Source organism: Streptomyces sp. NBC_01508, assembly GCF_045040315.1.
Taxonomy (GTDB): Bacteria; Actinomycetota; Actinomycetes; order Streptomycetales; family Streptomycetaceae; genus Streptomyces.
Window position 1 is genome coordinate 1,159,934 of sequence record NZ_CP109419.1, and the last position, 25,115, is coordinate 1,185,048.

The 25,115-nt window shown below is 70.6% G+C and carries 22 protein-coding genes; 17 read left to right on the top strand and 5 right to left on the bottom strand.

All coding sequences use genetic code 11. The features are described 5' to 3' along the window. Positions 1-30: 30 nt before the first annotated feature. Together OG700_RS05225 and OG700_RS05230 are read right to left on the bottom strand one after the other, a co-directional pair. Positions 31-2,478: an MFS transporter gene (locus tag OG700_RS05225; protein ID WP_405609572.1), complete on the bottom strand. Its 2,448-nt coding sequence runs from the start codon at positions 2,476-2,478 to the stop codon at positions 31-33. Positions 2,479-2,792: 314 nt separating this feature from the next. Then, complete coding sequence (locus tag OG700_RS05230; RefSeq protein WP_405621457.1) at positions 2,793-3,251, bottom strand: SRPBCC family protein; 459 nt, start codon at positions 3,249-3,251, stop codon at positions 2,793-2,795. 130 nt (positions 3,252-3,381) lie between these two features. On the opposite strand from OG700_RS05230, the gene OG700_RS05235 reads away from it, so the two are divergent. The 3 genes from OG700_RS05235 to OG700_RS05245 all read left to right on the top strand — a co-directional run bounded on the left by OG700_RS05235 (position 3,382) and on the right by OG700_RS05245 (position 5,587). Continuing rightward, on the top strand, positions 3,382-4,419 hold the full coding sequence (locus tag OG700_RS05235) for an Rv2578c family radical SAM protein (protein WP_405609575.1): 1,038 nt from the start codon (positions 3,382-3,384) through the stop codon (positions 4,417-4,419). Positions 4,420-4,648: 229 nt separating this feature from the next. Next, positions 4,649-5,056 carry a RidA family protein gene (locus OG700_RS05240; protein ID WP_405621459.1) on the top strand — a complete coding sequence of 136 codons (408 nt, stop codon included), beginning with the start codon at positions 4,649-4,651 and terminating at the stop codon, positions 5,054-5,056. A gap of 24 nt (positions 5,057-5,080) precedes the next feature. Next, on the top strand, positions 5,081-5,587 hold the full coding sequence (locus OG700_RS05245) for a GNAT family N-acetyltransferase (protein WP_405609578.1): 507 nt from the start codon (positions 5,081-5,083) through the stop codon (positions 5,585-5,587). Here OG700_RS05245 and OG700_RS05250 read toward each other — a convergent pair. Beyond that, entirely contained in the window at positions 5,571-6,164 is a 594-nt protein-coding gene (locus OG700_RS05250) for an adenylosuccinate lyase (RefSeq protein ID WP_405621461.1), read from the bottom strand. The two genes, OG700_RS05245 and OG700_RS05250, sit on opposite strands and share 17 nt — an antisense overlap. Before the next feature lie 474 nt (positions 6,165-6,638). Here OG700_RS05250 and OG700_RS05255 point away from each other — a divergent pair, with 474 nt between their 5' ends. The 9 genes from OG700_RS05255 (at position 6,639) to pssA (ending at position 17,771) form a co-directional block, all read left to right on the top strand. Beyond that, positions 6,639-8,465, top strand: a complete 1,827-nt coding sequence (locus OG700_RS05255; protein ID WP_405609581.1) for a 3-hydroxyacyl-CoA dehydrogenase family protein — start codon at positions 6,639-6,641, stop codon at positions 8,463-8,465. 101 nt (positions 8,466-8,566) lie between these two features. Continuing rightward, positions 8,567-9,406, top strand: a complete 840-nt coding sequence (locus OG700_RS05260; RefSeq protein ID WP_405609584.1) for a TetR family transcriptional regulator — start codon at positions 8,567-8,569, stop codon at positions 9,404-9,406. A 572-nt stretch (positions 9,407-9,978) separates the two neighbouring features. Next, entirely contained in the window at positions 9,979-11,316 is a 1,338-nt protein-coding gene (gene ccrA / locus OG700_RS05265) for a crotonyl-CoA carboxylase/reductase (RefSeq protein WP_405609587.1), read from the top strand. Position 11,317: 1 nt separating this feature from the next. Then, positions 11,318-13,390, top strand: coding sequence for a protein meaA (locus OG700_RS05270; RefSeq protein ID WP_405609590.1), 2,073 nt, complete (start codon positions 11,318-11,320; stop codon positions 13,388-13,390). Beyond that, positions 13,387-14,379 (top strand): HpcH/HpaI aldolase/citrate lyase family protein, encoded by a 993-nt coding sequence (locus tag OG700_RS05275; RefSeq protein ID WP_405609593.1) that lies wholly within the window; start codon positions 13,387-13,389, stop codon positions 14,377-14,379. The genes OG700_RS05270 and OG700_RS05275 overlap by 4 nt, the downstream gene beginning before the upstream one ends. 3 nt (positions 14,380-14,382) lie before the next feature. Then, on the top strand, positions 14,383-14,895 hold the full coding sequence (locus OG700_RS05280) for a MaoC family dehydratase (RefSeq protein ID WP_405609596.1): 513 nt from the start codon (positions 14,383-14,385) through the stop codon (positions 14,893-14,895). A gap of 3 nt (positions 14,896-14,898) precedes the next feature. Next, positions 14,899-16,104 carry an acyl-CoA dehydrogenase family protein gene (locus OG700_RS05285; protein ID WP_405609599.1) on the top strand — a complete coding sequence of 402 codons (1,206 nt, stop codon included), beginning with the start codon at positions 14,899-14,901 and terminating at the stop codon, positions 16,102-16,104. A 169-nt stretch (positions 16,105-16,273) separates the two neighbouring features. After that, positions 16,274-16,930, top strand: coding sequence for a phosphatidylserine decarboxylase (locus tag OG700_RS05290; protein ID WP_405609602.1), 657 nt, complete (start codon positions 16,274-16,276; stop codon positions 16,928-16,930). Beyond that, positions 16,917-17,771: a CDP-diacylglycerol--serine O-phosphatidyltransferase gene (gene pssA / locus OG700_RS05295; RefSeq protein WP_405609605.1), complete on the top strand. Its 855-nt coding sequence runs from the start codon at positions 16,917-16,919 to the stop codon at positions 17,769-17,771. Before OG700_RS05290 ends, pssA begins: the two co-directional genes overlap by 14 nt. A 455-nt stretch (positions 17,772-18,226) precedes the next feature. Here the strand turns inward: pssA and OG700_RS05300 are convergent, their stop codons facing one another. Next, on the bottom strand, positions 18,227-19,381 hold the full coding sequence (locus OG700_RS05300; protein WP_405609608.1) for a glycerate kinase: 1,155 nt from the start codon (positions 19,379-19,381) through the stop codon (positions 18,227-18,229). 203 nt (positions 19,382-19,584) lie between these two features. Here OG700_RS05300 and OG700_RS05305 point away from each other — a divergent pair, with 203 nt between their 5' ends. Both OG700_RS05305 and OG700_RS05310 read left to right on the top strand, forming a co-directional pair. Further along, positions 19,585-20,082, top strand: a complete 498-nt coding sequence (locus tag OG700_RS05305) for an NUDIX domain-containing protein (RefSeq protein ID WP_405609611.1) — start codon at positions 19,585-19,587, stop codon at positions 20,080-20,082. A 178-nt stretch (positions 20,083-20,260) separates the two neighbouring features. Continuing rightward, positions 20,261-21,619 (top strand): hypothetical protein, encoded by a 1,359-nt coding sequence (locus OG700_RS05310; protein WP_405609614.1) that lies wholly within the window; start codon positions 20,261-20,263, stop codon positions 21,617-21,619. Between the two features lie 24 nt (positions 21,620-21,643). On the opposite strand, the gene OG700_RS05315 is transcribed toward OG700_RS05310, so the two are convergent. After that, a complete protein-coding gene (locus OG700_RS05315; protein ID WP_405609617.1) occupies positions 21,644-21,802 on the bottom strand; it encodes a hypothetical protein in 159 nt (52 codons plus the stop codon). A gap of 660 nt (positions 21,803-22,462) precedes the next feature. Here OG700_RS05315 and OG700_RS05320 point away from each other — a divergent pair. The 3 genes from OG700_RS05320 (at position 22,463) to OG700_RS05330 (ending at position 25,094) form a co-directional block, all read left to right on the top strand. Next, complete coding sequence (locus OG700_RS05320) at positions 22,463-23,308, top strand: aminoglycoside phosphotransferase (protein ID WP_405609620.1); 846 nt, start codon at positions 22,463-22,465, stop codon at positions 23,306-23,308. Positions 23,309-23,359: 51 nt separating this feature from the next. Continuing rightward, positions 23,360-24,265: an aminoglycoside phosphotransferase family protein gene (locus OG700_RS05325; RefSeq protein WP_405609623.1), complete on the top strand. Its 906-nt coding sequence runs from the start codon at positions 23,360-23,362 to the stop codon at positions 24,263-24,265. 103 nt (positions 24,266-24,368) lie between these two features. Beyond that, positions 24,369-25,094 carry an SIR2 family NAD-dependent protein deacylase gene (locus OG700_RS05330; protein WP_405609626.1) on the top strand — a complete coding sequence of 242 codons (726 nt, stop codon included), beginning with the start codon at positions 24,369-24,371 and terminating at the stop codon, positions 25,092-25,094. Positions 25,095-25,115: the final 21 nt, after the last annotated feature.

Here is a 25,115-nt window from a genome sequence, read left to right on the forward strand (position 1 = left end):
TATTCAGTCAGGCGTGTGGCGGTATTCCGGTCAGTCGGCGTGGCCGAGTTGCAGGTCCCGCTCGGTACGTCCGCCGCCGGCCATCCGCAGCACCGTGGCGACCGGCGGATACCCCGCGGCGATGACCGTGTACTCGCCGGACGACAGATCGACGAAGCGGAACGACCCGTCCGCGCCTGTGGTGAGCGTGTCGACCACATTGCCCGCCGCGTCGAGCAGGGTGACGCGGGCGTCCTCGACCGGCCGGCCGCCCCCGGCCCGTACGGTGCCGCGCAGCACCGCCCCGCCGGCCAGCTCGATGTCCTGCCGGGTCTCGCGCGACGCCTGGACGCTGACGAGGAGCGCGGCGGGCCGGAAGGCGGGCGCGCTGGCGGCCAGGGTGTACTCCCCGGCCACCAACTCCGAGATGACATAGCCGCCTTCACGCCCGCTGCGGGTGGAGGCGACCACGTCCCCGCGTACGTCGGTGAGGGTGACGGCGGCGTCGCGCACGGGGGTGCCGTCGGCAGTCAGTACGGCTCCGGCGAGCCGGCCGGCGCCGCCGAGGACCACGTCCAGCTCGACGGGGCGCTCCCCGACGGTGACGGTTACGGCCTGCGGCTGGTGCCCGCCCGCCGCGGCGATCATCACGTACGAGCCGGCCCCCGGCACGCTCAGCGCGTACCGCCCGTCCTCGCCGCTGGCCCCGCGCCCGATCTGGGTGCCCTGTACGTCGATGAGCGTGAGCGCGGCGCGCGGGACGGTGCTGCCGTCGTGGTGCTGGACGGTGCCGCAGACGGGGACGCCCGGCGTGTACGCGTGCGGGGCCGCGCCGTTCGCGGAAGCGGCGCCGGAGGGGGAGGGGGAGGCGGAAGCGCTGCGGGCGGCCGGGACGGCGGTGGACTCGGCGGCGGAGGCGTTGTGGGACACCAGCGGTTTCTCCTTGAGGAAGCAGGCGATGAGCAGGCCGAGCAGGAGCACCGGCACGAGGTAGAGGAAGATCCGCGGCATCGCGTCCGCGTACGCCTGGATGTAGCTGTCCCGCAGCGCGGGCGGCATCGCGTGCACCATCTGCGGCGTGATGGATTCGGCGCTGGGCAGCCCGGCGCCGGACGGGATGCGGTCGGCGAGCGCGTCGGTGAGCCGGTCCGCGAAGAGCGTGCCGAAGATGGCGGCGCCGACGCTGCCCCCGATCTGCCGGAAGTAGTTGTTGGCGCTGGTGGCGGTGCCGAGGTCGGAGGGCTGGACCGAGTTCTGCACGGCGAGGATCAGGACCGGCATGACCAGGCCGATCCCGATGCCGAGCACGGCCTGCCAGACGCTGTATTCGAGCCGGGAGGTGTCGGTCTCCAGGCGGGACAGCAGCCACATGCCGACGGCGGAGACGCCGGCGCCGAGGATCGGGTAGATCCGGTAGCGGCCGGTACGGCTGATGAGTTGGCCGGAGATGACGGAGGCGCCGACGATGCCGCCCATCATCGGCAGCATCAACAGGCCGGACTCGGTGGCCGAAGCGCCGTCGACCATCTGGAGGAAGGTCGGCAGATAGCTGGCGGCGCCGAAGAGCGCGACGCCGATGACCGCGCCGACGAGACCGGTGATGTTGAAGATCGAGTCGCGGAACAGCCGCAGCGGAATGATCGGTTCGGGCGCGAAGTGCTCGACGGCCACGAACAGGACGGCCGTCACGACGGCGCCGGCGGCGAGCCCCAGGATCTCGCGCGAGCCCCACTCGTACTCCGTACCGCCCCAACTGGTCAGCAGGACCAGGCACGTCGACGCGGCGGCGAGCAGCACGGCGCCCATGATGTCGAGCCGGGCCTTGACGCGGGGCTTGGGGAGTTTGAGTACGGCGGTGACGACGGCGAGCGTGACGAGGCCGAACGGCACGTTGAAGTAGAAGCACCAGCGCCAGGAGACATGGTCGGTGAAGAAGCCCCCGAGCAGCGGTCCCGCGACCGAGGCGAGGCCGAAGGCACCGCCGATGAGGCCCATGTAGCGCCCGCGTTCGCGGGGCGGCACGATGTCGGCGATGATCGCCTGGACGCCGATCATGAGTCCGCCGGCGCCGACGCCCTGGAGGGCGCGGAAGGCGATGAGTTCGTTCATGGTGCGCGACCAGCCGGCCAGGGCCGATCCCACGACGAAGACGACGATGGCGAACTGGAAGACGCCTTTACGGCCGAAGAGGTCGCCGAGCTTGCCGTAGATCGGCAGGCCGATCGTGGAGGTCAGCAGGTACGCGGTGATCGCCCAGGGCATCCGGTCGAGGCCCTGGAGTTCGCCGACGATCTTCGGCAGGGCGGTGGCGACGATCATCTGCTCCAGCGCGGCGAGCAGCAGCGCGAGCATCAGCCCGAAGAAGACCAGGCGTACCCGGCGCGGGGAGAGTTCGCCGCCCGGCATGGCGGCGCCGGTGGCGGGTGGGGGCGGGTCGACCGTGACCGGAGCGGGCACGGTGGCCCGCTCGTCGTCCTTCACCAGCGTGATCCCACCCACGAATTGCTCCCCTTCGTCGCGTCTGCGCGGCGTAATTCTTCACATTGCACGCAGAGCGGGAGCAAGTTGGGCGCTCAACCGGGAGAGGTGCGGCGCACGGTGGCACGGGGTGGTGAGGAGTGGCCGGGGGCGCTCATCAGGGGGTTTCCCGCGACGCGTGGTGCGCGGGCGCACGTCACGCGTCGCGGGGGGAATCACTCGAACCAGTGACGCCGGGGACGCCCTTCCTGGGTGTTCGGGACGCCTCGGCGTCAGGGGACTTGACGGTGTGGGACAGCGGGACAGCGGGACAGGTCCGCTCAGGACGCGTCGGCTCAGGACGCGCCGGTGGCCTTCTCCGTCTCCGCCGCGAGCTTTTCGAGCAGCTCGTCGTAGATACGGGCGAGCCCCTTGGGCGCGAACGTCCTCTCGAAGAAGCCGCCGATCCCCCCGGCCCCGTCCCAGACGGTGGTGACGACGGCCTTCGAACGGCCTTCGCCCGCCGGGGTGACGACCCAGGTGGTGACCATCGATGAGTTGCGGTCCTTCTCCACGAGCTGACCGTCGGTGGGCTCGGTGACTTCCAGCAGGCAGTCGCGAACGCGCTTGCTGGTCGCCTGGAGCTTCCAGTGGACGAGCGTCCCCTCGCCGTCGCCGCCCTCGCGGACCTCGTACTCGCTGAAGTGCCCGGGCAGCACCTTCGGGCGGGTGTCCTGGTAGTCCGCCAGCGCGTCGAACACCGTCTCCGGGTCCGCCGCGATGATCCGCTCCGTCGTGGCTTCGACCTGCGCCATGGCTTCCTCCAGCATTCGGTTCTCCGGGCGGCCAGCCAACCATCTCGAAGGGGCGCGCCCAAATCCGGGGTTGCTTCGATCATGGGAACAAGTGTTCTATTCTGTGGTCAGTACATCTGAGGAGGCGCACATGCGCTGGGACAATCTGGCCGAGAACCCCGTGTCGGCCCGCGACGCCGCGCTCTTCGGTACGGACGCGGTGACCACCAGGACCTTCGACACCCCCGAATTCCGGGGCATCACGTTCCACGAGATCCGCGCCCGTTCGATCGTGAACCGGGTGCCGGGCGCGTCCCGGATGCCGTTCGAGTGGACGGTCAATCCGTACCGGGGATGCACACACGCCTGCGTGTACTGCTTCGCCCGCAAGACCCACAGCTATCTGGACCTCGACACCGGCCTCGGCTTCGACTCGCAGATCATCGTCAAGATCAACGCGCCGACGCTGCTGCGCCGCCAACTCGCCTCCCGCCAGTGGCAGGGCGCGCACATCGCCATGGGGACGAACGTCGACTGCTACCAACGGGCCGAAGGCCGTTACCAGTTGATGCCGGGCATCATCTCGGCGCTGCGCGACCGCGCGAACCCCTTCTCCATCCTGACGAAGGGCACGCTGATCCTCCGCGACCTGGAACTGCTGCGGCAGGCCGCCCAGGTCACGGACGTCGGCGTGTCCGTCTCCGTCGGCTTCACCGACCAGGAGTTGTGGCGCACGGTCGAGCCGGGCACCCCCTCGCCGGAACGCCGCCTCGCCGCCGTCCGTACCCTGACGGACAGCGGCATAGCCTGCGGGGTCCTGATGGCCCCCGTCATCCCCTTCCTCGGCGACAGCCCGAACCAACTCCGGGCCACGGTGCGGGCGATAGCCGCGTCCGGGGCGACATCGGTGACCCCGCTGGTACTGCATCTGCGGCCGGGCGCCCGCGAGTGGTTCACGCGGTGGCTGCGGGAGCACCACGCGCATCTGGTGCCGCGCTACGAGCGGCTGTACGCGGAGGGGGCGTACGCGCCGAAGTGGTACCAGCGCCGCGTCACACGCCAGGTCCACGAACTGGCGGACGAGTTCGGCATCGGCCCGGCCGGGCGGTCGGGGCGCCGGCACGTACTGGTCCCAACGACGCCGGATGTGGCGCCGGAGCCGGGTCCGACACAGCTGACGCTGTTGTAGCGCGGGGTGCGAGCATCCCCGCATGACAGTGATCGAGGTCGTACGGGGCGACATCACGCGCCAGGACACGGACGCCATCGTCAACGCGGCGAACGAGTCGCTGCGCGCCACCGTCAGCCCGTCCGGCGTTCGAGGACACAACCGGCCACGGGGCGGACCGGTCGCGTACCAGGCTCAGCGCGGCGAAAAGCCCTCGTCACGCGGCGGGCGCGTCAACGAGGATGGCACCATGACCCGACTCACCCACATCCACTCCCCCGCCGGCGTCGCCCCCGGCAACGGCTACAGCCACGTCGTCTGGGGCACCGGGCGCTTCGTCGCCGTGTCCGGGCAGTGCGCCTTCGACGCCGACGGGGGGATCGTCGGCGCGGGGGACGCCGGTGCGCAGGCCCGGCAGGTCTTCGAGAACCTGCGCCGGTGTCTCGCCGAGGCGGGCGCCTCCTTCGACGACGTCGTCAAGCTGACGTACTTCGTGACCGACGTCGCGCATCTGCCCGCCGTACGCACGGCGCGCGACGAGGTGATCGACACCGCGCGGCCCCCGGCCAGCTCCGCCGTCCAGGTGGCCGCGCTGTTCCGGCCCGAACTGCTCGTGGAGATCGAGGCGTTCGCCATCGTCGGCGAGGACGGTGCCTGAGCCATGGCCTTTCACATTCGTACGATGACCGCCGACGACTGCGACGCCGTCGCCGCCCTGCGGATCGACGGCTGGCGGTGGGCGTACGCCGGCCTGATGCCCCGGACCCACCTCGACGCGATGAGCGTCGAGGAGGACGCGGCTCAGGGGCGTGCCCGGCTCGCCGAGGGGGACGGCCGGGTCGTGAACGTCGTGGCGGAGCGCGACGGTTCGGTGGTCGGCTGGGGCTGCTACGGGCCGTGCCGGGACGAGGACGCGCCCGCCGGTGCCGGTGAGCTGTACGCGCTGTACGTACGGCCCGAGCACGTGTCGACCGGTGTCGGCCGGGCCCTGCTGGACACCTGGCTGGAGCACGCCGCGGCGAGCGGCCGGTCCCCGCTGCTCCTCTGGGTCCTGAAGGAGAACGCCCGCGCCCGCCGCTTCTACGAAAAGGCCGGATTCGCACCCGACGGCGCGGAGGAGCCCTTCGATGTGGACGGTGTCGCGGTGCCCGAGGTGCGTTACGCGCGCCCCCTCAGCCGAGGCGTCTGAGCGCCTCCGACGCCGCGCCGGACAGCCGGGGGTGTGCGCGGGCGTTGCGGAGCAGGGGCAGCGCGCGCCGGTCGCCCAGCCGGCCCAGACCGTCGACGCACGCGAGCGCCACCCGCCAGTGGGTCTCGTCCGGCGCGAGCAGCCGCTCCAGGGTCGCGAGCAGGGCCGGTACGGACTGCGGCGCCCGTAGCTCGGTGAGCAGTCGCACCGGGTGGAGCGCGTAGGCGGTGCGCAGCACGTTGGTGGCGAGCGCGGCGGCGGCGCGCGGCGTACGGGGGTCGGCCAGTGCGGCCAGCGCGTGGGCGGCCGACGCGCAGCGCTCGGGATCACGGTGGTTGAGGAGCAGCACCAGCGTCTCGAACGCCCGCCGGTCGCCCGCGCAGCCGAGCCGGAAGGCGGCGATCTCCCGTGCCCACAGGGGGTGTTGGGGGGCGACGAGGACGTCGGCCAGTTTCTCGTGGTCGTCGGTGGCGATCAGCCGCCGGTACGCGGCCGAGTCGCCGGACTCGTCGCGTACCCGGTCTGCGAGTGCGTTCAATTCGTCGTCGGTGCCGCGCCGTTCGGCGCGGACGGCCATCGGCGCGCGGGGCCTGTTCACCCCGGGTGCCCCAGGCACCTCGGGCACCTCGGGCACCTCGGGTACCTCGGCCTGCCGTTCCAGCTCGCTCATGCCGGGCAGGGTATCCGCGCTCCGTGTCCGCCGGGACGCTCTCCGTGACCACCCGGAGCCGGAACGGCCGGTTAACGCCGGTGACGTACCGCACATCCCCCCAGGGCTGGCGCGCTCGTTACCCGCCGGTTAGCCTCAGGTGAGCGGGAAACCCCCGCGGCTCCCGGTGGCCTGGTGACGCAGCCACCGTGGGTGCCTGTCGGTTCGGCATACGCACGGCGTGACTCCGGGACAGGGTCCGCCGATTCCTTCTCCGCCACAACAGCTCCCACCGCCACTCCCACAACGCCCGTGCGGCGCACGCCAGTTGACGGCGGCCCCGGGCGACGACAACGCGCCTGTCCCCTCTTCAGTCGTCACTCATCCCCCTGGAGTCCCGTGATGGACATCCCTCTCTCCACCATCGCCGTCGTCGGCCTCGGCACGATGGGGACCGGTATCACCGAAGTCCTCGCCCGCGCCGGCCGTGAGGTCATCGGCATCGACATCGACGAGATCGCCACCGCCCAGGCGGTCGCCGCGCTCGAAGCGTCCACCGCGCGTGCCGTGGAGCGCGGGCGGATCACCGAGGAGGAGCGGCGCGGCATGCTCGCCCGGTTCCGTACGTTCACCGACCTCCAGGCCGCCGCGGAGGCCGATCTCGTCATCGAGGTCGTCCCCGAGTCGTACGAGATCAAGCAGCAGGTCTTCCGCGCGCTGGACGCGATCGTCGGCCCCGCCACCATCCTGGCGACCGGCACGAACGCGCTGTCGGTGACCCGGCTGGCCGCGGACTCCTCGCGTCCCGAGCGGGTGCTCGGCATGCACTTCTTCAACCCGGCTCCCGCGATGAAGCTGGTCGAGGTCGTGTCGTCGGTGCTGACCGCGCCGGCGGCCGTCACCGCCGTCACCGCGCTGGCGCGCGAGCTGGGCAAGGAGCCCGTCGCCGTGGGCGACCGGCCCGGCTTCGTCGCCGACGGGCTGCTCTTCGGCTATCTGAACCAGGCCGCCGCGATGTACGAGGCCAAGTACGCGACACGCGAGGACATCGACGCCGCGATGCGGCTCGGCTGCGGGCTGCCGATGGGACCGCTGGCGCTGCTGGACCTGATCGGCGTCGACACCGCCCGTACGGTCCTGGAGGCCATGTACGCCGCGTCGCGGGACCGGCTGCACGCCCCGGCGCCGATCCTCGGACAGCTCAGCGAGGCCGGGCTCACCGGACGTAAGTCGGGGCGTGGCTTCTACACGTACGAGGCGCCGGGCAGCGGCACGGTGGTGCGCGACGCGCTGACCCCGCTGGACGGCGGGCGTGGTGGGCGCGGCGGGCGCGGCGACGGGGGTCAGCGGCCCGCCGTCCGTTCGGTCGGCGTCGCGGGGTCGGGGACGATGGCGAGCGGGATCGCCGAGGTCTTCGCCAAGGCGGGTTACGTCGTGGTGCTCGCCGCCCGTAGCAAGGAGAAGGCGGACGCGGCCAAGGCGCGGGTCGCCAAGTCGCTGGGCCGCTCCGTCGAGAAGGGGCGGCTGACCGGCGAGGCACGCGACGACGCGCTGGCGCGGATCACGCCGGCCGGTTCGCTCGACGCGTTCGACGAGGTGGATCTGGCCGTCGAGGCGGTGGCCGAGGATCTTCAGGTCAAGCGGCAGCTGTTCGCGGCGCTGGACAAGGTGTGCAAGCCGGGCGCCGTGCTGGCCACCACCACGTCGTCGCTGCCGGTCGTCGCCTGCGCCCGTGCCACGACGCGTCCGCGGGACGTCATCGGCATGCACTTCTTCAACCCGGCTCCCGCGATGAAGCTGGTCGAGGTGGTCCGTACCGTCCTTACGTCCGACGAGGTCCACGCCACGGTCCGCGAGGTGTGCGCGACGATCCGCAAGCACCCGGTGGACTGCGGCGACCGGGCCGGTTTCATCGTGAACGCGCTGCTGTTCCCGTATCTCAACAACGCGATCAAGATGGTCCAGGAGCACTACGCGACGCTGGACGACATCGACGCGGCGATGAAGCTGGGCGGCGGCTATCCGATGGGGCCGTTCGAACTCCTGGACGTGGTCGGTCTCGATGTCTCGCTGGCCATCGAGCGGGTTCTGCACCGCGAGTTCCGCGATCCGGGGCTGGCACCGGCGCCGCTGCTGGAACACCTGGTGGCGGCGGGCTGTCTGGGCCGTAAGACGGGGCGCGGCTTCCGCGAGTACGCGGCGCCGCGCCAGGGCGTGTCCGGGAAGTAGCGCCGTGTCCTCGGCCGCCGGACGGGCCGCGTGCGGCGGCCCGTCCCGGCACCGCCCCCGCAGTCCGGGCACCGCCCCCACAGGCGCGCCCTCCCGCACGGATGCAGTACGTTCGGGTCATGGCTCAGCCCGCTGACTCCGCCCGACGGCCCGCCCGTACGAACCCGACGACCGACGCGCCGGAGAGCGCGGCCGGTGGCCGCGCGGCGGCCCAGCGGCTGAAGATGCGCCGGGAGCTGTCGGCGGCGGCGATGGAGCTGTTCTCGACCAAGGGGTACGAGGCGACGACCGTCGACGAGATCGCGGCGGCGGCCGGAGTCGCGCGCCGGACGTTCTTCCGGCACTTCCGCTCCAAGGAAGAGGCGATCTTCCCGGACCACGACGACACCCTCGTCCGCGCGGAGGCGGTCCTCAACGCGGCGCCGGCGCACGAGCATCCGCTCGACACCGTGTGCCGGGGCATCAGGGAAGTCATGCGGATGTACGCGGCTTCGCCGACCCTGTCCGTGGCGCGCTACCAGCTCACCCGCGAAGTGCCCACGCTGCGCGAGGCGGAGATCGCCTCGGTGGCCCGCTACGAACGGCTCTTCACCCGGTATCTGCTGGGCCACTTCGACGAGCACGAGCACCCCGACGGAAACGACGACCCGCTGCTCGCCGAGGTGGCCGCGTCCGCCGTCGTCACCGCGCACAACCATGTGCTGCGCCGCTGGCTGCGGGCCGACGGCCAGGGCGACGTGGAGACGCAGCTCGACCACGCCTTCGCGATCGTCCGCGACACGTTCGGCTCGGGCATCGGCGCGGGCCGGGCCATGGGGCGCGGCCCGCGGCCGGCGGCCACGGTGAGCACCAGCGGCGAGGTCCTGGTGGCGGTGGCCCGTACGGACGCGCCGCTGGACGAGGTCATGCGCACGATCAAGCAGGCGCTCAAGGACGCGTGACGTGCCTCCGGCACACACTCGCCGGTAGCCACACACGCCAGGAATCACGCACGCCGGTGGTCATACGCGCCGGTGGTCACAGACGCCGGTTGCCGCATGCGCCGGTAGCACGGCCCGCGCGGCAGCCCGCTCCCTGACACGCCCCGCTGACACACGCCCTCCGTGACACGCCTCCACCGAGACACCTCGCCACCAAACAGCCACTTATGGTGACATTTCACCTCACAGAGTGGACTGCCGGTGCTCATGCGTGTCTCACGGATGACAACTGAGAAAAATTTCTGGCACGCAGTGCCTTGTCCAACGACACGGCGTGCCATACCTTGTGGGTGTCCGGGCGGCCGGCGTACCGAGACCTCTCGTACGCCGGCTGTCCCCGCGAGCCACCCGGCCCGCGTGCCCGGACGCCTGCGTCACAGGCATCCCACGCGCCCACCCGGCGTCGCCGTGCACCACCACGAGCCGAACCGACGGCACACCTCCACCGCACCACGCGCACCGCGCGACCCCATGTCCCATCCCCCAGGGACCTGTTCAGCGTTCCCGCAACACGCCCCGCCGGAGGCCACACCGTGAAGGACATCCTGGACGCCATCCAGTCGCCGGACAGCACGTCCGCCGACGTCGCCGCACTGCCGCTGCCCGATACGTACCGCGCGGTGACCGTGCACAAGGACGAGACCGAGATGTTCGCCGGTCTCGACTCCCGCGAGAAGGACCCGCGCAAGTCGCTCCACCTCGATGAGGTGCCGGTGCCCGAACTCGGCCCCGGTGAGGCCCTGGTGGCCGTGATGGCCAGCTCGGTCAACTACAACTCCGTCTGGACCTCGATCTTCGAGCCGATGTCGACCTTCGGCTTCCTGGAGCGCTACGGCAAGCTCAGCGAACTGTCGAAACGACACGACCTGCCCTACCACGTCATCGGCTCCGACCTGGCCGGAGTCGTCCTGCGCACCGGCCCCGGCGTGAACACCTGGCACCCCGGCGACGAGGTCGTCGCCCACTGCCTCTCCGTCGAACTCGAAAGCTCCGACGGACACAACGACACGATGCTCGACCCCGAACAGCGCATCTGGGGCTTCGAGACCAACTTCGGCGGCCTGGCGGAGATCGCACTCGTCAAGTCCAACCAGCTCATGCCCAAGGCCAGACACCTCACCTGGGAAGAGGCCGCGGCCCCCGGCCTCGTCAACTCCACCGCCTACCGCCAGCTCGTCTCACGCAACGGCGCCGGCATGAAACAGGGCGACAACGTCCTCATCTGGGGCGCCAGCGGCGGACTCGGCTCCTACGCCACGCAGTTCGCGCTCGCCGGCGGCGCCAACCCCGTCTGCGTCGTCTCCAGCGACCACAAGGCCGAGATCTGCCGCCGCATGGGCGCCGACGCCATCATCGACCGCACCGCCGAGGACTACCGCTTCTGGCAGGACGAACACCACCAGGATCCGCGTGAGTGGAAGCGGTTCGGCAAACGCATCCGCGAACTCACCGGCGGCGAAGACGTCGACATCGTCTTCGAACACCCCGGCCGCGAAACCTTCGGCGCCAGCGTCTACGTCACCCGCAAGGGCGGCACCATCGTCACCTGCGCCTCCACCTCCGGCTACACCCACGAATACGACAACCGCTACCTCTGGATGTCGCTGAAGCGCATCGTGGGCTCGCACTTCGCCAACTACCGCGAAGCCTGGGAAGCCAACCGCCTCGTCGGCAAAGGCAAGATCCACCCGACACTGTCGAAGGTGTACACGCTGGAGGAGACCGGCCAGGCCGCCTACGACGTGCACAGCAACAAGCACCAGGGCAAGGTCGGCGTCCTCGCCCTGGCACCCCACGAAGGTCTGGGCGTCAGCGACCCGGAGACACGCGAAAAGCACATCGACGCCATCAACCGCTTCCGGGACGTGTGACATGCCCGGACCCGAACCCGAGCCCGGACCCGAGCCCGGACCCGAACCCGAACCCGAAGCGGTCAACAGGCCGTCCAAGGATCGGCCGTGGCTCATGCGGACCTACGCCGGCCATTCGACCGCCGAGGCGTCCAACGCGCTGTACCGGAACAACCTGGCCAAGGGCCAGACCGGTCTCTCGGTCGCCTTCGACCTGCCGACCCAGACGGGTTACGACCCCGACCACGTCCTGGCGCGCGGCGAGGTCGGCCGGGTGGGCGTCCCCGTCTCCCATCTCGGCGACATGCGGCGGCTGTTCCAGGACATCCCGCTCGCGCGGATGAACACGTCGATGACCATCAACGCCACCGCCATGTGGCTGCTGGCGCTCTACCAGGTGGTCGCCGAGGAGCAGGGCGCGGACAGCGACCTGCTCCAGGGGACGACGCAGAACGACATCGTGAAGGAGTACCTGTCGCGCGGGACGCATGTCTTCCCGCCGGTGCCCTCGCTGCGGCTGACCACCGACATGATCACGTACACGGTGGCGCACATCCCCAGGTGGAACCCGATCAACATCTGCAGCTACCACCTCCAGGAGGCCGGGGCGACCCCGGTCCAGGAGATCGCGTACGCGATGTCGACGGCGATCGCCGTGCTGGACGCGGTGCGCGACAGCGGGCAGGTGCCGGCGACACGGTTCGGCGACGTCGTCGCCCGTATCTCGTTCTTCGTGAACGCCGGGGTCCGATTCATCGAGGAGATGTGCAAGATGCGCGCCTTCGGCCGCATCTGGGACCAGATCACCCGCGAGCGGTACGGCGTCGCCGACGAGAAGCAGCGGCGGTTCCGTTACGGCGTCCAGGTCAACTCCCTGGGGCTGACGGAGGCGCAGCCGGAGAACAACGTCCAGCGCATCGTGCTGGAGATGCTGGGCGTCACGCTCTCCAAGGACGCCCGTGCCCGCGCCGTACAACTCCCGGCCTGGAACGAGGCGTTGGGCCTCCCCCGGCCCTGGGACCAGCAGTGGTCGCTCCGTATTCAGCAGGTACTCGCCCTGGAGAGCGACCTGTTGGAGTACGAGGACATCTTCGCCGGGTCGCATGTCGTGGAGGCGAAGGTGGCGTCCCTGGTCGAGGACTCGCTGGCGGAGATGGCGCGTATCGAGGAGATGGGCGGCGCGCTGGCGGCCGTCGAGTCCGGCTATCTGAAGTCGCGGCTGGTCTCCTCGCACGCCGAGCACCGGGCGCGGATCGAGTCGGGCGAGGAGAAGGTCGTCGGCGTCAACTGCTTCGAGGCGACCGAGCCCAGTCCGCTGACCGCCGATCTGGACACCGCGATCATGACGGTCGATCCGGCGAACGAGGATCGGGTGGTGGCCGCGCTGCACGCGTGGCGGGCCGGCCGAGACGAGGCGCGGGCGAGCGAGTCGCTGGCCGCCCTGAAGCGGGCCGCGGCCGGCACCGGCAATCTGATGGCGGCGACCGTGGAGTGCGCGCGGGCCGGGGTCACGACCGGCGAGTGGTCCTGGGCGCTGCGGGACGTCTTCGGCGAGTTCCGGGCGCCGACCGGGGTGGGCGGCGCGCCGGTCGCGGTCGCCGCGGCGGCGGGGACGCCGCTGGCCGCCGTACGGGAGAAGGTGTCCCGTACGGCCGCCGAGCTGGGCTCGGGGCGGCTGCGGCTGCTGGTGGGCAAGCCGGGTCTGGACGGGCACTCCAACGGGGCCGAGCAGATCGCCGTACGAGCGCGGGACGCCGGGTTCGAGGTGGTCTACCAGGGCATCAGGCTGACGCCCGAGCAGATCGTGAACGCCGCCGTCGCCGAGGACGTGCACTGCGTGGGCCTGTCGATCCTCTCCGGCTCGCACGCCGCGCTGGTCCCGGACGTGCTCGGGCGGCTGCGGGAGGCGGGGGCCGGGGACGTCCCGGTCATCGTCGGCGGGATCATCCCGGGCGCCGACGCCGAGGCGCTGCGGGCCGCCGGAGTGGCCGCCGTGTTCACCCCGAAGGACTTCGGAATCACCGAGATCATCGGCCGTATCGTCGACGAGATCCGTCACGCGAACAAGCTCGACCCCCTGGAGGTCCGCACATGACCACGTCGCCCAAGTCGCACGTGTCAAAAACCCCGGCAGACAGGCACCATTCGCGCCGCTCCTGCCTGGCGGTGCCCGGCTCGAACCCGCGCTTCCTGGAGAAGGCCCAGGGGCTGCCGGCCGACCAGGTCTTCCTCGATCTGGAGGACGCCTGCGCGCCGCTCGCCAAGGAGGGCGCCCGGCACACCATCGTGGACGCGCTCAACAAGGGTGACTGGACGGGCAAGACCCGGGTCGTACGCGTCAACGACTGGACGACGCACTGGACTTACCGGGACGTGGTCACGGTCGTGGAGGGCGCGGGCCACAATCTGGACTGCGTCATGCTGCCCAAGGTGCAGGACGCCCAGCAGGTGGTGGCGCTGGATCTGCTGCTCACCCAGATCGAGAAGACGATGGGCTTCGAGGTCGGCCGGATCGGTATCGAGGCGCAGATCGAGAACGCCAAGGGTCTGGTGAACGTGGACGAGATCGCGGCCTCGTCGCCGCGTCTTGAGACCATCGTGTTCGGCCCGGCCGACTTCATGGCGTCGATCAACATGAAGACGCTGGTGGTGGGGCAGCAGCCGCCCGGTTACGGCGCGGACGCCTACCACTACATCCTGATGCGGATCCTGATGGCGGCCCGTACGCACGATCTCCAGGCGATCGACGGGCCGTTCCTGAAGATCCGGGACGTGGACGCGTTCCGCGAGGTCGCGGGCCGCGCCGCCGCGCTGGGCTTCGACGGCAAGTGGGTCCTGCACCCTGGCCAGATCGACGCCGCGAACGAGATCTTCTCGCCGTCGCAGGAGGACTACGACCACGCGGAGCTGATCCTCGACGCGTACGACCACGCGACGTCCGAGGCGGGCGGCAAGAAGGGGTCGGCGATGCTCGGCGACGAGATGATCGACGAGGCGAGCCGCAAGATGGCGCTGGTCGTCTCGGGCAAGGGCCGGGCGGCGGGTCTGCGGCGCACCTCCACGTTCGAAGCCCCGGAGGCGTGAACGATGCGATTCGGACGCACCTTTGAGGAGTTCGAGGTCGGCGCGGTCTACAAGCACTGGCCGGGAAAGACCGTCACCGAGTACGACGACCACCTGTTCTGTCTGCTCACCATGAACCACCATCCGCTCCACCTCGACAGCAACTACGCGAGGAGGACGACCGACTTCGGCCGGAACGTGGTGGTGGGGAACTACATCTACTCGCTGCTGCTCGGCATGTCGGTCCCCGACGTCTCCGGCAAGGCCATCGCCAATCTGGAGGTCGAGTCGCTGCGGCACATCGCGCCGACCTTCCACGGCGACACGCTGTACGGCGAGACGACCGTCCTGGACAAGACGCCGTCGCGGTCGAAGAACGACCGGGGCGTCGTGTACGTCGAGACGCGGGGCTACAAGCAGGACGGCACGGTCGTGTGCGTGTTCCGCCGCAAGGTGATGGTGCCGACCGCGACCTACATCGACGAGCGCGGCGGCGAACAGCCCGGCCGCCCCGACCCGATCACGCAGGAGAGCTGACCCATGAGCCGTCTCGCCCAGACCGCGGACCTGACCGACATCCAGCGGGAGATCCTCTCCACGGTCCGGGACTTCGTCGACAGAGAGATCCTGCCGGTGGCCACCGAGCTGGAGCACCGGGACGAGTACCCGACCCGGATCGTCGAAGGGCTCAAGGAACTGGGCCTGTTCGGGCTGATGATCCCCGAGGAGTACGGCGGCCTGGGCGAGTCACTGCTCACGTACGCGCTCTGCGTGGAGGAGATCGCCCGCGGCTGGATGTCCGTCTCGGGCATCATCAACACGCATTTCATCGTGGCGTACCTGCTCAAGCAGCACGGCACCCAGGAGCAGCGGGACACCTTCCTGCCGCGGATGGCGGCCGGCGAGGTGCGCGGCGCGTTCTCGATGTCCGAGCCGGGGCTCGGCTCGGACGTGTCGGCGATCACGTCGAAGGGTGTGAAGGACGGCGACGAGTACGTCCTGGACGGCCAGAAGATGTGGCTGACGAACGGCGGCACGTCGACGCTCGTCGCCGTTCTGTGCCGCAGTGACGAAGGACACCCGCAGGGCACGGCCCGGCACAGGTCGATGACGACGTTCCTGGTGGAGAAGGAGCCCGGCTTCGGTGAGGTGCGGCCCGGTCTCACCATCCCCGGCAAGATCGACAAGATGGGATACAAGGGCGTCGACACCACCGAGTTGATCATGGATGGCCTGCGCATTCCGGCCAATCGGGTCCTCGGCGGCACCACCGGCCGGGGGTTTTACCAAATGATGGACGGCGTCGAGGTCGGCCGCGTCAACGTCGCGGCGCGTGGCTGTGGCGTCGCGCAACGCGCCTTCGAACTCGGCGTCTCGTACGCCCAGCAGCGCGAGACTTTCGGCAAACCGATCGCCCAGCACCAGGCGATCCAGTTCAAGCTGGCCGAAATGGCCACCAAGGTCGAAGCAGCTCATGCGATGATGGTGAATGCGGCACGCAAAAAGGACTCCGGGGAACGAAACGACCTGGAGGCAGGGATGGCGAAGTACCTCGCCTCCGAGTACTGCAAGGAAGTCGTCGAAGACGCTTTCCGTATCCACGGCGGTTACGGCTTCTCCAAGGAGTACGAGATCGAGCGCCTTTACCGCGAGGCGCCCATGCTGCTGATCGGCGAGGGTACCGCCGAGATCCAGAAAATGATCATTGGACGCCGGTTGCTGGAGGAGTACCGATTCCAGGGTTGATCGAGACCTATCGCCCCATTTGACCGCCCACGACATCACACCGCGTCATCGTCTTCCGGCCGTCGACTCGGCTTCTGCATTGCCCAGTTGCACCCGGCAACCGATACCATCGACGGAAAGCCGCCGTCCCCCGTTGCCCGTGCGGCTCCATCCGCTACGAAGGTCATCCATGCCCCACAGCCAAACCTCCGCACCACGCGACGTCATTCCCAAGGGTCGCCTTGCGCGCGGAGCATCGCCGTGGCTTCTGCCGACCGTCGCCACCGCAGCACTCAGTCTGGTCCGTGCGCGCCGCTCGAAGCGCGCCGCCGCCGTCGCCGTGCCCGCCACCGTTCTCGCGGCGGGCATGCTGTGGTTCTTCCGCGACCCCGAGCGAGAGATCACACAGGGCCGGGTCATCTCGCCGGCCGACGGAGTGGTGCAGAGCATCATGCCGTGGAAGGACGGGCGCACCCGCGTCGCGATCTTCATGAGCCCGCTGAACGTCCACGTCAACCGTGCCCCCCTCGCGGGCACGGTGACGTCCGTGGAGCACATCCCGGGCGGTTTCGTTCCCGCGTTCAACAAGGAGAGCGAGAACAACGAGCGCGTCGTCTGGCACTTCGACACCGAGCTGGGCGACATCGAGATGGTGCAGATCGCCGGCGCCGTGGCCCGGCGGATCGTGCCCTACGTACCGCAGGGGACCAAGCTGGAGCAAGGCGAGCGCATCGGCCTGATCCGCTTCGGCTCGCGCGTCGACATCTACCTTCCGGAAGGTGTCGAGGTCGCTGTCGAGGTCGGCCAGGCCACGACCGCAGGGGTGACTCGAATTGACCGTGATTGATCCCGACACACCGGCCGGCTGGGTCGCCGAGGCCGAGAAGGAGGACGACGCGGAAGACATGCCGCTCTCCATGCGGCTGTCGATAGCGGACACCCTCACCCTCGGCAACGCCACCTGTGGCTTCATGGCCGTGTACTTCACCACCACCGGCATCCTGATCCCGCACCTCACGGGCAGCGAAGAGTCCGGCATGGCGCGGCACTCCGCGGCCACCGCCGTCATCCTCATGCTCTGCGCGGCGGTCTTCGACCTGTTCGACGGACTCGTGGCCCGCAAGCTGCGCAGCTCGCCGATGGGCGCGGAGCTGGACAACCTCTCCGACCTGATCAGCTTCGGTCTGGCCCCCGCGTACTTCGTGCTCGTCTACGGCATGGTCGCCGACGACGCGCATCAGCGGGTGTCGGCGCTGGCGGCGATCGTGGTGCTGCTGGCGGTGGTCCTGCGGCTCGCGAGATTCTCCTGTGTGGAGCCGAAGGACGGCATGTTCCAGGGCATGCCGAGCCCCTTCGGCGCGCTCACGGTTGTCTCGATCGTGCTTCTGGAGCTGCCCTTCGTGCCGACGCTGCTCGCCATCATCGGCGTGGCGTGGCTGATGGTGAGCCGGGTCGAGTATCCGAAGCCACGCGGTGTCCTCGCGCTGGCGATGCTCAGCTGGATCGTGGCCGCGATGGGGCTGCTGGCGGCCTGGGCGTTCGACGCGCCGGGTGGGCAGCTGCTGCTCCAGACGGGCTGTGCGCTCCAGGTAGTGACGGGCGCGGTGATTCCGCTCTTCGCCACGGCGCGACGGGTGAACACGTTCCGCGACAACCGCCGCGAGGCGCGTGCCGCGCAGCTTCCGTAGGGCTGTGGCCGGAGAACGCTGACCGGTTGCAAGCGCGGCTCGTGGGCCGCGCTTGCCCTCAATCGCCGGGCGGGCTGCGTACGCAGCCCGCCCGGCGGGCATTTCCAGCCCGTCCGGCGCTTGAGGACAGAGCACGGCAGCCCGTCCGGCGCTTGAGGACAGAGCACGCCAGCCCGTCCGGCGCTTGAGGACACGACACGAAGCCCGTCCGGCGATTGAGGACGAGCGCGGCCCGCAGGCCGCGCGACCCGGCAAGGAGCGCCACCACAGGACCGGCACCCTTAGGGCCTCTCGTTTGGATCTTGCCGGGCTCGCGGGGTCTGGCACCGCGCCTCGCCGCGTTGACGGCGGAAGGGCAGGCACGGCTCCCGCCATGCCTCCCTCCTCCACCTCGCGATCCACGGCACCAGACCCCGCTCCCTCATCCGGCCTGATCCAAACGAAGACCCTAGGCGTCAGACCAGGAAATCGCGGGCGATATTCGCCGACATCCGTTCCAGCAGCGGCCCCGCCTCCGCCATGCAGCGCGCCGGGTCCGGCTCCAGGTCCGTCAGGGCGTACGCGCGGCGGATTCCGGCGCGGCCCAGGGCTTCCGGGCGCAGTGCCAGCCGGCCGCAGACCGCGATCACCTCGATGTTCTTCGCGCGGGCCGCCGCAGCGACGCCCGCCGGGGCCTTGCCGTGCAGTGTCTGTTCGTCCAGTGACCCCTCGCCGGTGATGACGAGCGTGGCGCGGGACAGCGCGAGGCCGAAGCCGAGTACGTCGAGCATGACCTCGATGCCGGGCCGGAAACTCGCGGCGAGGCCGACGAGGGCGCCGTAGCCGATACCGCCCGCGGCGCCGGCGCCGGGTGCGAGCGCGGATTCGGCCGCCTTGGCCCCGACGCTCTCCTCAAGGACGTTCGCGTAGTGCGCGAGGGCCGCGTCGAGCGTGCTGACGTCACCGGGCGACGCGCCCTTCTGCGGACCGTAGACCGCTGCGGCGCCCTTCGGCCCGGTGAGCGGGTTGTCGACGTCGCTGGCGAGGACGATGTCGGTCTCGGCGATACGGGGGTCGAGCCCGGACAGGTCCACCGTCGCGAGGTCGCGCAGCCCGCCGCCGCCGGGTCCGACCGGCTGCCCGCCGGCGTCCAGGAAGCGCCCGCCGAGCGCGGCCAGCATGCCCGCGCCGCCGTCCGTCGTGGCGCTGCCGCCGACGCCGAAGACGATGGTGCGCGCTCCCGCGTCGAGCGCGGCGCGCAGCAGTTCGCCGGAGCCGTACGTGCCGGCCGTGAGGGGTGCGAAGACGCCCTCGGGCAGGTGCTGGAGGCCCGATGCCTCGGCCATCTCCACGACGGCCGTGCCCTCGCGGAGCGCGTACGCCGCGGTCAACTCGTCGCCGAGCGGTCCGGTGACCCGTACCTCACGCCGTTCGAAACCGGCCGCCACGGCCGCGGCCACGGTGCCGTCACCGCCGTCGGCGACGGGCAGTGCCTCGACCGTCACCTCGGGGGCGACCAGGCGCAGCCCGGCCGTTACCCGCTCGGCGACCTCCACGGCCGTGAGTGAGCCCTTGAACTTGTCCGCCGCGACGAGCACGTGCGCGGCCTCGGTTACTGCTCCGTCCGTCACCTTGTATTCCTTTGCTTTCGAACAGGCAGTCGCGCCGCGTCGACCCTATCCGGCCCGGTGGCTTCCTGCCCATGGTGTCCGCCGGTCACCGGAGCCGCGGAAAGGCGGGCACACCTAGGGATGGGCAAACCTTCCGACAAAGCTTCCATAGACATGGGTGCGGTCGCGGCGCCGCGACGGGGCCGCTGATCTAGGCTTTCGGTGTGACCTCTCGTGACGCCGACTATCTCGCCTACATCGCCGGCCTGCCCCGCGTGCTCGCCGGTGCCGCCGCGCTCTTCCGGGACCTGGAGGGGCGGGTGCTGATCGTCGAGCCCAACTACCGGCCGGGGTGGGCGCTGCCCGGCGGAACGGTCGAGTCCGGCACGGGCGAGACGCCGAGGCAGGCCGCGCGGCGCGAGACGCTCGAAGAGATCGGGCTGGACATCGAGTTGGGGCCGCTGCTCGCGGTGGACTGGGCGCAGGCGCCGGACCGGCCGCCCATCGTCGCGTATCTGTACGACGGCGGCGTGCTGGACGAGGAGCGGCTCGGTGAAATCCGGCTCCAGCAAGAGGAGTTGCTCTCCTGGCGGCTGGTGGACCGGGCCAGGATCCCGGAGTTGGTGATCGGCTCGCTCGGGAGCCGCATTCTCGCGGGGCTCGACGCGCTCGAAGCGGGCGCGGGGGCCGTGGAGTTGGAGAACGGCCGCCGGGTCGGGTGATCCGTGTGTGCGCGGTGGTGACGGGTGCGGCAGGAGCTGTTCTCATATGTCATGCACGCGCCGCACTGCCGTCCGACCGCGACTGACGTCGCCCGACGTCGGTTCACCTCGCGTTGGCCCGCCGTGCACGCGCGTCCTGCATGATCCAGAATCCCAGGCCCAGGACACCGGAGGGAACATGCGACGGCAGATTCGCGGCTGGCTGACAGCCCTGCTCACCACGGCGGTTGTGGCGGCGGGCGCGGTCACCGCGTCGGCGGGAACGGCGGCGGAAGCGACGGGAACGGCGGAGGCGGCGGAGGCGGATCCCGGCTCCGGGTGGGGCGCCCCCAGGCCCGCCGGCCCCACCGGTCCCGCCAAGCCCCCCACGCTCCCGGCCACCGTGGACGGCGGCGCCTGGAAGGCGGGCCATGTCCAGGGCATGGCCGTCGACCGCCGCAAGGGTTTCGTGTACTTCTCCTTCACCAACCTCCTCGTCAAGACCGACCTCACCGGCAAGCCGGTCGGCTCGGTCACCGGCTTCACCGGACACCTCGGGGACCTGGACTTCAACACCAAGGACAGCAGGGTCTACGGCTCCCTGGAGTACAAGGCGGCCGAGGCCTTCTACATCGCGATCTTCGACGGTGACCGCATCACCGAGATGGACATGGACGCCCAGACCACCGATGTCGTCACGACCGTCCATCTCAAGGAGGTCGTGGACGACTACACGGCCGACATGGACGGCGACGGCGTCTTCGACGGGAACACCGCGAAGACCGCCGACCACCGCTACGGATGCAGCGGCATCGACGGCGTCGCGTTCGGCCCCGGCTTCGACGACAAGCGCCGCGACGACAAGCGCGGCACGAGGCACACCCAACTGCTCACCGTCGCATACGGCGTATACGCCAACACCACCCGGCAGGACAACGACAACCAGGTGCTGCTCCAGTACGACATCCGCCGCTGGAAGAAGTACGAGCGCCCGCTCACCGAGGCCGACCCGCACACCAGCGGCCCCGGTTCACCCGACGGCAAGTACTTCAGCTACACCGGCAACACCACCTACGGCGTACAGAACCTCGACTACGACGCGCACACCGGCAACTGGCTGCTGGCCGCGTACAAGGGCACCAAGACGCAGTTCCCGAACTACTCGCTCTTCGTGCTCGACGGTTCCAAACGCCCGGTCTCCGGCCCGGTGAGCGGCCAGCCGACGCCCGAACGGGGGCGGTTGCTGCCGCTCCTCGCGCAGGGGCTGTACCACCCGCCGTCCGGTACGTACGGCTGGGAGTCCACCGGCCAGTACGGGCTGGTGTCGCTGGACGACGGCCGCTACTACCTCGCCGAGGCGGGCACGGTCGTGGAGGACGGCGTCACCAAGCAGACGGGCAAGGCGGTGCTGAACCGCTGGACGGGCGGCACGCCCACCCCGTTCACGCCGGTGACCGCCATCGCCACCGACGGCACGACCGCACCCTCCCACTCCTCCGACCTCTCCGACTACGCCGGCCACGCGCCGCACCCCGGACACATCGGCCACGTCCACTGATCCCCCGCACGCCGTAGCCGCCTTCTACAGCACGTCAGGCGCTGGCGCCCGGACGGCCGGTGGAGTGTTCGCGCCGTCCGGGGCCACTGTCCCTTCGAGGGCGGGTTCGGCGGCGAACACGGCGATGTCCTGGCCGAAGCAGACCACGACCTCGGCGTCCTCGGTGAGGGCCACCGCCGTCACGGGGGTCGGGGAAGTCCAGCGCCGGGCCGATCCGCCCACAGGTCGCGAGATCCCACACCGTCACCACCCGGTGGCGTGCGGTGACCGCGACCGGACGGCCCCGCACGGTAGCCGCGGTGAGCGCCTGGACGCCGTCGACGGGGAGTACACCGATCTGCCCGCCACTGGTCACGTCCCACAGCCTCTCGTTCCCCTCCCCGTCGTTCCCGCTGGTGAGGGTGGTCGGCCGACCCCCGACCACGGCGGTCGCGATCCGCTTACGCGGGTGCCGTGCGACCCGGGGCGGCGCGGGCGCCGGTCTGCCGGTTGGTGGCGAGGTCCCACAGCACCGCCGTGCCGTCCGTTCCGCCCGCCACCGCCACCGGCTGGCTGGCCGGCCGTCGAGCAGCACGGTGGCCGGCGCACTGACCGTACCGGGCGTCCCGGCACCCGTGCCCCCAACACCGGGGGCATGGCGGCCACTTCACCGGAGGATCAGCAGGCCCATCGCAGGCTCCAGCCCGTCACTTCGCCAACCGCATTGACCTGCACAGGAGTTGTGATTCCCACCATGGTGCTCAGGCTAGGGGCGGGCACTGGCAACGGCGCCGGGAGGCTCAGGGGGGGGCGGGCGGCGCCGTGGATTGCGCTGGGCAAGGTGGTGTCGGCAGGATGCCCGGTGTGACTGAGCCGCCGAGCAACGCCGTCCCGTCCCCAGCCGTCCTCGATGCCTTCGGTGTGAAGGGCACTCCCGTCCCGCTGATCGGTGGGCAAGGACGAAGCGTTCTCGTCGGTGGGTACGTGTTCAAGCCCGCCGAGGGAGCCGAGGACGAGATCGAGTGGGCTGCCTCCCTCTTCGAAAGGCTGGCGCCGAGCAGCGGCTTCCGCGTCCCGCTGCCCCTGCGGGCCACCGAAGGGCGGTGCGTCGTGGACGGCTGGACGGCCGCCGAGTTCCTGACCGGTGAGCCTGGTCCGCACGGGAATTGGGCGGGTGTGCTCAGCGTCGGCCGTGCCTTCCATGCCGCCCTGCGGCACCTGCCCCGGCCCGACTTCCTTGATCGGCACACCCATCCGTGGGCTGTGGCCGACCGGGTCGCGTGGGGCGAGCGGGACATCGACGTGATCGGGGACCTTGCCGCGCCGTTCTCGGCTCTGCTGGAGCTGAGGCGCGCGGTGAAGCAGGACGCGGCTCAGCTCATTCATGGCGATCTCACCGGCAATGTCCTGTTCGCCGCGGACGAAGTGCCTGCTGTGATCGACTTTTCGCCGTACTGGCGGCCTCCGGTGTACGCCGAGGCGATCGTGGTCGCGGACGGTCTGCTGTGGTTCGACCTTCCGTCCCACCTGCTGACGGGTGGCAGCGATCACCCCGACTGGCAGCAGATGCTGGTTCGGGCACTGATCTTCAGGCTCGTCGCGCACAGCGAGAGCGCGGGGCCGTCGGGGCGGGCTCAGTCCGGTGAGCCGGAGCGGTATGCAAGGGCGACCGACGCCGTGGTGCGGAGAGTGGCCGCGCTTCGAGAATGATTCCGCGGAGCGGGAGCCGCTCCGTCCGCCGCCTCGGTACTGTGACTTCGTATGACCGACACCGCGATCGAGATGACCGCCGACCTCGTCCGTGACCTGCTGCGGGAGCAGCATCCAGACCTCGCGGGCCTGGCCGTCCGCGAGGTGGCGGGCGGCTGGGGCAACCAGATGTGGCGCCTCGGGGACGAGTTGGCCGTACGCGTGCAGCGTATGGACCCCACCCCGGAGCTCCAGCTCAAGGAGCGGCGGTGGCTGCCCGTGCTGGCCCCGCGCCTGCCGCTCCCTGTGCCGACCCCGGTGCGGTTCGGCGAACCGTCCGAGCTCTTCGCCAAGCACTGGACCGTGATGACGTGGGTGCCCGGCGAGCCGCTGGACCACGGCTCGATCAGCCGCGGCACCCACGCGGCCGACACGCTGGCGGGCTTCCTCCAGGCCCTCCATGTACAGGCGCCCGCCGAGGCGCCGATCGCCACGGACCGCGGTGCCCATCCCAGGAACTGCACGGACGGCTTCGAGGACTTCCTCCGGGCCGTTGCCCCCGCCGGCATCGCTGCCGACGTCCGGGCCGTCCGGGATGTCTGGGACGAGGCGGTCACGGCCGACGCGTGGGAGGGCCCGCCGGTGTGGGTGCACGGCGACCTGCATCCGGCGAACGTCGTCGTCTCGGACGGAACGCTCTCGGGCATCGTCGACTTCGGTGACCTGTTCGCCGGCGATCCGGCGTGGGACCTCGCCGCCGCGTGGGTGCTGCTGCCCGCGGGCACGGCCGCACGGTTCTTCGACACGTACGCGCACGCGGACGAGGCGGCGATCCGGCGCGCCCGCGGGCTGGCCGCCATGAAGTGCCTGTTCCTGATGCTCATGGGGCAGAACGGGGATCAGGGCCTTCCCGGCGGCAAGCCGCACTGGGGACCCGCGGGCCGGGCGGCGCTTGACCGTGTCCTGAAGGGCGTCTGACGCGAGCTCGGGACTTCAAGCACGGGGCTTGACGCCAAGTCACCTGGTGGCGGGGGCGGTTGTCCGGTCGCCCGGTTCCGGCCGCGCCGCATACGCTCGTGGCATGACTCTTGTCGCGATCCTCAGCGGCGCCGGGATCTCCACCGACTCCGGCATTCCCGACTACCGGGGCCCCAACGGCCTGTGGCGGCGCGATCCCGAGGCCGAGAAGCTGGTGACGTACGACGCGTACATGAGCGATCCGGAGATCCGCCGCCGCTCGTGGCTGATGCGCCGGGACAGCCCGGCCCTCCGTGCCGAGCCGAACGTCGCGCATCGCGCCGTCGCCGAACTCGACCGGGCGGGCGGCGGTGCGGTCCGGGTGATCACGCAGAACGTGGACGGGCTCCACCAGCTCGCCGGCACCCCCGCCCGCAAGGTGCTCGAACTGCACGGCACGGCGCGGACGGTGGTCTGTACCGGGTGTGGGACGCGGTCCGCCATGGAGGAGGCGCTGGCCCGGGTCGAGGCGGGCGAGGAGGATCCGCCGTGCACCGCGTGCGGAGCCGTCCTCAAGTCGGCGACGGTGATGTTCGGCGAACGGCTCGATCCGCAGGTCCTCGGGCAGGCCATGACGATCGCCAAGGCGTGCGAGGTCTTCATCGCGGTCGGTACGACCCTTCAGGTGCAGCCCGCCGCCTCGCTGGCGGGAATCGCGGCCGAGCACGGCGCCCGGCTCGTCGTGATGAACGCCGATCCGACGCCGTACGACGGGCAGGCCGACGAGATCGTCCGCGAGCCGATCGGTACGGCGCTGCCCGCGCTGCTGAAGCGGTTCCACCAGAGCTGAGGGGAGGCGGGGCGGGCTCGC